Source organism: Streptomyces sp. NPDC004561, assembly GCF_053602155.1.
In genome coordinates, this window is sequence record NZ_JBSGDB010000439.1 from 1 (window position 1) to 7,398 (window position 7,398).

Here is a 7,398-nt window from a genome sequence, read left to right on the forward strand (position 1 = left end):
GGGCGCTCGCGGCGATGTCCCTGTTCGCGCCGCTCGGGTGCGGCGCGGCCGGCTCCGCGGGGCTGGCGGTCTACCTGCTGACGGTGGTCCTCGCGTGGACCGCGGGGCAGTGGCGCAGGGCGCAGCAGGCCCGGATGCGGGCGGAGACGCGTCGGGCCGTGGTGGAAGAGCGTGCGCGGATCGCGCGCGAGGTGCACGACGTCGTGGCGCACACCCTGTCGGTGATGGTCATCCAGGCGGGCGCCGCCGACGACGTGTTCACCGAACGGCCCGAGCAGGCCCGTCAGGCGCTGCGGGCCATCGAGACGGGTGCCCGCTCGGCGCTCGGCGAACTGCGCCTGCTGCTGCGTGCGTTCCGGCCTGAGGCGGGGGAGGACGGGACTGGGGAGCAGCGGGAGCCGGGGCCCTCGCTCGCACGCCTGGACGAGCTGGCCGACACCGTGCGTGCGACCGGGATGACCGTGCGCGTGCACTGCGAGGGCGCCACCGACGGGCTGCCGGCCACGGTGGACCTGGCGGCCTACCGGATCGTCCAGGAGGCCCTCACCAACACGCTGCGCCACGCCGCCGGCGCCGACGAGGTGAGCGTGCGCGTGACGGTGGAAAGGGAGTACGTGGAGGTCACGGTGGCCGACAACGGGCGTACGTCGCAGAGCGGTTCGGCCGCTGCGGGAGCGGGACGCGGTCTTGTGGGAATGAGGGAGCGCGCACGCCTCGTGGGCGGCAGCCTGCACGCCGGTCACCTCCCCGGAGGCGGGTTCGAGGTTGCGGCGCGGCTGCCGGTGGAGCGCGCGTCATGACGCTACGGGTGGTGGTGGCCGACGACCAGGCCCTGGTCCGCACCGGATTCCGCATGATCATCGACGCCCGGGGCGACCTCGAGGTGGTCGGTGAGGCGGCCGACGGCCAGGAGGCGGTGCGGCTGACGCGGGAACTGGCGCCCGACGTGGTGCTGATGGACGTACGCATGCCCGTCCTGGACGGCATCGAGGCGACCCGGCGGATCGCGGAGTGCGGCAGCCGGGCCCGGGTGCTCGTGCTGACCACCTGGGACGTGGACGCGCACGTGGTCGCCGCCCTGCGGGCCGGGGCGAGCGGCTTCCTGCTGAAGGACATCCGCCCCGCCGAACTCGTCGACGCGATCCGCCTCACCGCGCGCGGCGACGCGCTGCTGGCGCCGACCGTGCTGAGCCGCGTCCTCGACCGGTTCCTGCGCACCACACCCGACCCGGCACCGCCGCCCTCCCTGCAGGGTCTCTCCGGCCGCGAGCGCGAGGTGCTCACCCTCATCGGGCAGGCACTGTCGAACGCGGAGATCGCCGGGCGACTCAGCCTGTCGGAGGCCACCGTCAAGAACCACGTCACCGCGGTGCTGCGCAAGCTGGGCCTGCGCGACCGCGTCCAGGCCGTCGTCGCCGCCTACGACCACGGCCTCGTGGAACCGCGCCGCCCCTGACGGCCGCCGCCTCCTCCTCAAGGAGGAGGCCGGGCCCGCGATCCTGCTGCGTTCCCAGTGCCGGACCGCTCCCATGGCCGATCTGCAGCCGGAGCGGCCGGCCGTAGCGTCGAGATGTGATCGACGACCTCGCCTGCCTCATGTACCTGCTCGCCCACGACGACGCGGCCGAAGGCCCGTACGACCGTACCCGCACGGAGCTGCTGGTCCGCGCTGCCGCCCTGGTCGACCTCGCCCTGCGCGGCCGGCTGCGGGAGGACGGCGGCACGGTCACCGTGTCCGGCACGGAGGCGACCGGTGACCCCGTCCTGGACGGCGTTCTGCGCGACGCCGCCGTCGGTCACGGCTGGAAGCACCTCGTGCGCCACCACCGCAAGCGGACCCTGACGGAAGTGGAGGACCGGCTCGCCGCGGCGGAACTCCTCACCGTGAAGGCGCCCCGCACCCGCTTCGGCACACGGCGGCTGACCGTGACGGACCACGCCGTGACCGCCGCACTCCGCGCCCGCGTGGCCGCGGCGTTGCACGGGAGCGGGCCGGTGCGGGAGGTCCCCGCCGCCGACGCCGCGCTGCTGGCGCTGGCCGCCGCGGGCGGCGTCCACTCGGTCGTGTCACGGCAGGACCAGAAGACCTTCCGGGCCCGTATCGACGCCTGCACGGGGTCTCTCGCCGCCCTCGCGCCCGGCCTGGAGAAAGCCGTACGCGCTCTGCCGATGACCATGATCGCAGCGCAGGGCGGCATGGGCGGCAGCTGACCGGATGGGGAGACGATGAGCATGCACCGCGTCCTGACCACCCTGGGCTGCGCCCTGACCGCCGTGCTCGCGACGGCCTGGTCCGCGTTACCACCGACGGAGCCCGCCCGGCCCGCGGCCACGACGGTACGCACCGATTACGGCCCGGTGCGGGGCGCCGCCCACGACGGCTACCGCACCTTCGAGGGCATCCCCTACGCGGCGCCCCCTGTCGGCGGGCTGCGCTGGACGCCGCCCCACCGCGCCACCCCCTGGTCCGGGGTAAGGGACGCGACCCGGCCCGCGAGCGCCTGCCCGCAGCCGGCCGGCGAGGTGCCCGGCGGCAGCACCGACGAGGACTGCCTCCACCTGAACGTCACAACGCCCGACGGCGCAGGACCGGCACATCCCCGGCCGGTGATCGTCTGGCTGCACGGCGGCGGCCTCACCACCGGGGCGGGCGGCTCGTACGACGCCCACCGCATGGTCACCCGCGGCGACGTCGTGGTCGTCACCGTCGACTACCGCCTCGGGACCCTCGGCTTCCTCGCGCACGGCGGGCTGCCCGGCTCGGGCACCTTCGGCCTCGCCGACCAGCAGGCGGCACTGCGCTGGGTCCGCACCGAGATCGGCGCCTTCGGCGGCGACGGGCACAACGTGACGCTGGCCGGCGAGTCGGCCGGTGGCTTCAGCGTCTGCGCCCAACTTGCCTCACCCGCCGCCGTGGGGCTCTTCGACCGGGCGATCATCGAGAGCGGCCCGTGTACAGGCCGCCCCGACCGTCCGTTCGCCCCGTCCTCCGTCCCTGTGTCCACGGCGCGCGCCGCGGGCGCGGACCTCGCGGCAAAGGTCGGCTGCGGCGCCGCCCGCGACGTGATGGCCTGCCTGCGCCGCGTGGACGTCCCGCGTCTGCTCGCGGCCCAGGAGATCGATCAACAGCCCGCTCACACAACTCCGTTGCTGCCCAGCGATCCCGCAGCGGCGATCGCCGCCGGCCGCTTCCATCGCGTCCCCGTGCTCGTCGGGAACAACCACGACGAGGGCAACGGCTGGGCCGGCGGGATCGTCCAGGCCGGCCATCCCGTCACTCCCGCCACCTGGCCCGGCGTCGTGGCCTCCTTCTTCCCCTCCCCGGGGCAGGCGAAGGCGATCGTCCGCGAGTACCCGGTGCACGGCACCGACGGTGGCCCGGTGTTCGGCGCGGTCATCGGCGACGCCGACTTCGCCTGCCCGACCGCGCGCACCGGCAGCCTGCTCGCCGCCCATGTGCCGGTCTGGCGCTACGAGTTCGCCGACGAGCACGCCCCGCCGCTCACCTCGGGCACGCCGCCGTTCCCGCTCGGAGCGCCGCACGCGAGCGAACTGCCCTACCTGTTCGACCTGGGCGGCCGCCCCCGTGACCTGACCGCGGCACAGCATCGGCTGGCCGACACCATGATCGACTACTGGACCCGGTTCGCCCGCACCGCCGACCCGAACGGCCCGTCGTCGCCGCATTGGCCCCGGCAGACGGTGCTGTCGCTGGCGCCGGACCACATCGTCCCGACGCGCACGGCGCGGCTGCGCCACCACTGCACGTTCTGGGACGCCCTCGGGTGACCGCACCCGCGGGAGGATCGCACAACTCGGCCGGACTGCGGGCCCATGGCTGTGGGGGACCGCAGCGGGGCGAGACCCGCGTACCGGAAGCGGCGAAGTGCCGGCCACGCCCCGGACCGCCCGGGCGGTGCCTAGGCGCGGCGGACGGAGACGCCGCCGAGCAGACCCCAGGCGTCGATCCGGACCGTCGGGCCGCCGGGCTCGCTCGGGCCGTCGTCCTTCACTCCGCCCAGGCGCAGCCCGTGCACCTCGACCCGGACGTCGCGGGGGACCTTGAGGCTGACGCCGCCGATCAGGCTCAGCTTGGTGATGCGCAGTTCTGCGCCGTCCGGGATGTCGATGTCCGTCAGATCGATGTCGGCCCCGCCGATGAGGGAGGCGGTGACGGTCCGCTCGTGGAGGGTGGCTCCCGCCAGGCGGTGACCGCCGATCAGGCTCACCTTGACGTCGGTCTTCCGTGAACCCTCTTCGCTGTTCTTCGTCATGGGAAGTACCGTACGGACGGGAGCACTTGGACCCCAAGTGCCCGCCGTCCGGTGTTGCGTATGACAGGTGTCATGCGGGGTGTCCTGGTACTGGGACCCGTCTCCGCCTCTGCTGGACCTTGATCCGGGTCTCCGCCGGAGCGCTGGAAGCCGTGCAGGCTCCACTTCTGGTTTTCAAAGGACCCGCTGACCGGTCTTTTCAGGTGGGCTCCGACGATCGTTTCCCTTGTCGTGTCCTGTCGGACGGAACCCGTGATCGTCGGGTCCCCTCTATCCAGGTAGCTTGCCTGCGTGGACATCACAGACGTTACGGTCGGTATCGTCCGCTTCGTCCTAGTCCAGGGTCCCGGAAAGGTGGTCGCGTGTCCCTCACAGGAACGCCGTTCTTCATCGTCCTCATCGTCGCGACGGTCGTGGCGATGATCGGCACGATCGCCCTGTGGGCCAGGATCCGCGGGCCCAGGCCGGCGCGCTGGCTGGCGCACACCGTGATGATCGGCCTGTGTCAGCTCACCGCGATCAGTGTCGTGGCCGTCTGGATCAACAACAGCTACGGGCTGTACGCGTCCTGGGACGACTTCATGGGCAACACGGACAACACCAACGCGGTCGCGATGCCGGGGCCGCCGGTGCAACGCGCGAAGTTCAACCACAGCACCAAGGGCGGTGTCCTGGACACCTACTTCCACGGCCAGAAGTCCGCCCTGTCCGGGGAGGTGCTGGTGTGGACGCCGCCGCAGTACGACGAGCCGGCCTACAAGAAGAAGCGGTTCCCGGTGATCATGCTGCTGCACGGAGTGCCCGGCTCCCCGCAGTCCTGGCTGGAGCACGGCGGCATGCCGGGCGCCTTCTCGGACCTGCTGAGCCAGCGCAAGGTGCACCCCTTCATCCTGGTGATGCCCGTGGTCAACCCGGGCAGTGTGGACACCGACTGCACCGACCTGCCCAACCGCAAGGTCGCGACCTGGATGTCGACGGACGTCCCGGACCTGATCAGGCACAAGTTCCGCACCCTGCCGGGTGCCGGCGGCTGGGGCCTGATGGGCTTCTCGACCGGCGGCTTCTGCGCCGCGAAACTGCCTCTGCAGTACCCGAAGGTCTTCGGCGCGGGCGCCGCCCTCGACCCCGACCCGCTGACGGGCGACAAGTCCGTCCTCCCGGACCCGACCGTGCGCCGACTCAACAGCCCGACCTACCTGGTGCGGCGCACGAAGTCCCATGCCAGCCTGTTCCTCGCCACCTCACGCGAGGACCGTCTCAGCTCGCCCTCCTACATCACGCAGTTCCAGGCGGCCGCGGCGTTCTCGCCGGTCACGGTGCGCACGCTGTTCCTGCCGAACGGCGGCCACAACTACAACACCTGGTCCGCGGAGTACCCGCCGGCCTTCGCCTGGCTCAGCCAGTGGCTCTCCGCCCCGCACTGACCCCGGCGGCCGTTTTCCGGCTGACCGGACGCGCGGCGACCACGGGTCCATGGCCGACCCCCTTCGGCGTGACCTGCGCAACAGACAAGGCGACCTGCACAACAAACAAGGCAGGGAGGCACTCAGCGAAGTACGCCGCGCCTACCAGGACCTTCCGCCGCCCACCGCCCGCTCGTCGTGGCTCACGTGGCGTCGGGATCGTAGGCGTGTGCAGGGGTCTGCTGCGGCACGGAGGCCGGGCTCGTCCGGCTCTCGGGTCGCTCGGTAGGCTCGCCGGTCATCGCGGCGGCCGCCTCCGACAGCTCCGCGCTCGGGTTCAGGGCGGAGCGGATCTCGTCGAGGCCGAGACCCTCGCCGTCCAGGACATGCTTGCGGACGAACGTCCTGGGGTGCAGGTCGCCGAGGTCCAGGTCCTTGAACTCCGGGCCGAGTTCGGCGCGTACCTCCTCCCGGGCGCTGTCGGCGAACGCCCGGATCGTGCGCAGGGCCCCGGCCACCTCCCGGACGACCTTGGGGAGCTTGTCCGGCCCGAAGAGCAGGGTGGCGAGGATCGTCAGGGTGAGCAGGTCCGGGAGGCTCATGTCGAGGAACATCGGTGGGTTCTCGCTCTCGTCGGAGGGGCGACGGGCTCACGGCCGTACGAGCTGGGTTTCGGCGGTGCTGACGTCCGCGGCGGGTGTGGGTGGGGGTCGGCGGGCGGTGTCGCTGGCTTTGATCAGGATGGCGATCAGCAGCCAGTTGGCCACCATGGACGAGCCGCCCTGGGCGAGGAAGGGCAGGGCTTTGCCGGTGAGCGGGATGAGTCCGGTGACACCTCCCACGACGACGAAGACTTGGAGGACGAGTGCCGAGGCCAGGCCGCCGGCGAGCAGCTTGCCGAACGGGTCGGTGACCGTCAGGGCGGTGCGCAGGCCGCGCTCGGCGAGGAGTGCGTAGAGCAGGATGACGAGTGTCACCCCGACGAGGCCGAGTTCCTCGCCGACCGTGGTCAGGATGAAGTCGCTGCGTCCGGCGAAGCCGATGAGTTCCGGATGGCCCTGGCCGAGGCCGGTGCCGAAGATGCCGCCCGAGCCGAAGCTGAACAGGGCTTGGGCGGCTTGGTCCGAGACGAGTCCCGCGGGGCGCTTGTCGGGCGGCAGGAAGATGTCCATGGGGTGGAGCCAGGCGACGACACGGCCGTGGACGTGTGGTTCGAAGGAGCCGACGACGAAGGCGCCGACGGCGAACATGGCGATGCCGAACACGACCCAGCTGGTGCGCTCGGTGGCGACGTAGAGCATGATCACGAACAGGCCGAAGAAGATCAGCGAGGTGCCGAGGTCCCGTTCGAAGATCAGGACGAGCAGGCTGAGTACCCAGACGGCCGCGACCGGGCCCAACTGCCGTCCGCGTGGCAGATACATGCCCATCAGGCGCCGCCCGGCGAGGGCGAGGGCGTCCCTGCGCATCGTCAGGTACCCGGCGAAGAACACCACGATGACGATCTTCACGAACTCGCCGGGCTGGAAGGACAGTGGCCCGATGAAGATCCACCGTTTGGCGCCGTAGACGTCGCCGGGGTAGAACGCCGGTGCCATCAGCAGGACCATGCCCACGGCGATCGTGATGTAGGGGTAGCGCTGCAGTCTGCGGTGGTCCTTGAGCAGCGCGACCGCGCCGGCGAACACCGCCACGGCGATGGCGCACCACATCAGCTGCCC

General features: G+C 71.9%; 8 protein-coding genes. 5 read left to right on the forward strand and 3 right to left on the reverse strand.

The window, feature by feature from the left end; genetic code table 11:
* From ACWEN3_RS36975 to ACWEN3_RS36990, 4 genes are all read left to right on the forward strand, one after another.
* Positions 1–800: sensor histidine kinase (locus ACWEN3_RS36975; RefSeq protein WP_452980252.1), on the forward strand; the 800-nt coding region annotated here is incomplete at its 5' end.
* A complete protein-coding gene (locus ACWEN3_RS36980) occupies positions 797–1,456 on the forward strand; it encodes a response regulator (RefSeq protein WP_452980255.1) in 660 nt (219 codons plus the stop codon). The genes ACWEN3_RS36975 and ACWEN3_RS36980, both read left to right, overlap by 4 nt.
* Positions 1,457–1,572: 116 nt before the next feature.
* On the forward strand, positions 1,573–2,211 hold the full coding sequence (locus ACWEN3_RS36985) for a GOLPH3/VPS74 family protein (protein ID WP_452980258.1): 639 nt from the start codon (positions 1,573–1,575) through the stop codon (positions 2,209–2,211).
* Positions 2,212–2,226: 15 nt separating this feature from the next.
* On the forward strand, positions 2,227–3,789 hold the full coding sequence (locus tag ACWEN3_RS36990) for a carboxylesterase/lipase family protein (protein ID WP_452980260.1): 1,563 nt from the start codon (positions 2,227–2,229) through the stop codon (positions 3,787–3,789).
* Between the two features lie 131 nt (positions 3,790–3,920).
* On the opposite strand, the gene ACWEN3_RS36995 is transcribed toward ACWEN3_RS36990, so the two are convergent.
* A complete protein-coding gene (locus tag ACWEN3_RS36995) occupies positions 3,921–4,274 on the reverse strand; it encodes a hypothetical protein (RefSeq protein WP_452980263.1) in 354 nt (117 codons plus the stop codon).
* A 362-nt stretch (positions 4,275–4,636) separates the two neighbouring features.
* Between ACWEN3_RS36995 and ACWEN3_RS37000 the strand changes: the two genes are divergently transcribed.
* On the forward strand, positions 4,637–5,698 hold the full coding sequence (locus tag ACWEN3_RS37000; protein WP_452980265.1) for an alpha/beta hydrolase: 1,062 nt from the start codon (positions 4,637–4,639) through the stop codon (positions 5,696–5,698).
* Positions 5,699–5,880: 182 nt separating this feature from the next.
* Here the strand turns inward: ACWEN3_RS37000 and ACWEN3_RS37005 are convergent, their stop codons facing one another.
* Positions 5,881–6,291: a sec-independent translocase gene (locus ACWEN3_RS37005; protein ID WP_452980267.1), complete on the reverse strand. Its 411-nt coding sequence runs from the start codon at positions 6,289–6,291 to the stop codon at positions 5,881–5,883.
* Positions 6,292–6,327: 36 nt separating this feature from the next.
* A partial coding sequence (locus tag ACWEN3_RS37010) for an FtsW/RodA/SpoVE family cell cycle protein (RefSeq protein WP_452980270.1) occupies positions 6,328–7,398 on the reverse strand: 1,071 nt, incomplete at its 5' end.

What these genes read in the sequence shown, in the direction of transcription:
- ACWEN3_RS36980 (WP_452980255.1), top strand. Translation starts at nt 797, where the DNA reads ATGACGCTACGGGTGGTGGTGGCCGACGACCAGGCCCTGGTCCGCACC.
- ACWEN3_RS36990 (WP_452980260.1), top strand. Translation starts at nt 2,227, where the DNA reads ATGAGCATGCACCGCGTCCTGACCACCCTGGGCTGCGCCCTGACCGCC.
- ACWEN3_RS36995 (WP_452980263.1), bottom strand. Translation starts at nt 4,274, where the DNA reads ATGACGAAGAACAGCGAAGAGGGTTCACGGAAGACCGACGTCAAGGTG.
- ACWEN3_RS37005 (WP_452980267.1), bottom strand. Translation starts at nt 6,291, where the DNA reads ATGTTCCTCGACATGAGCCTCCCGGACCTGCTCACCCTGACGATCCTC.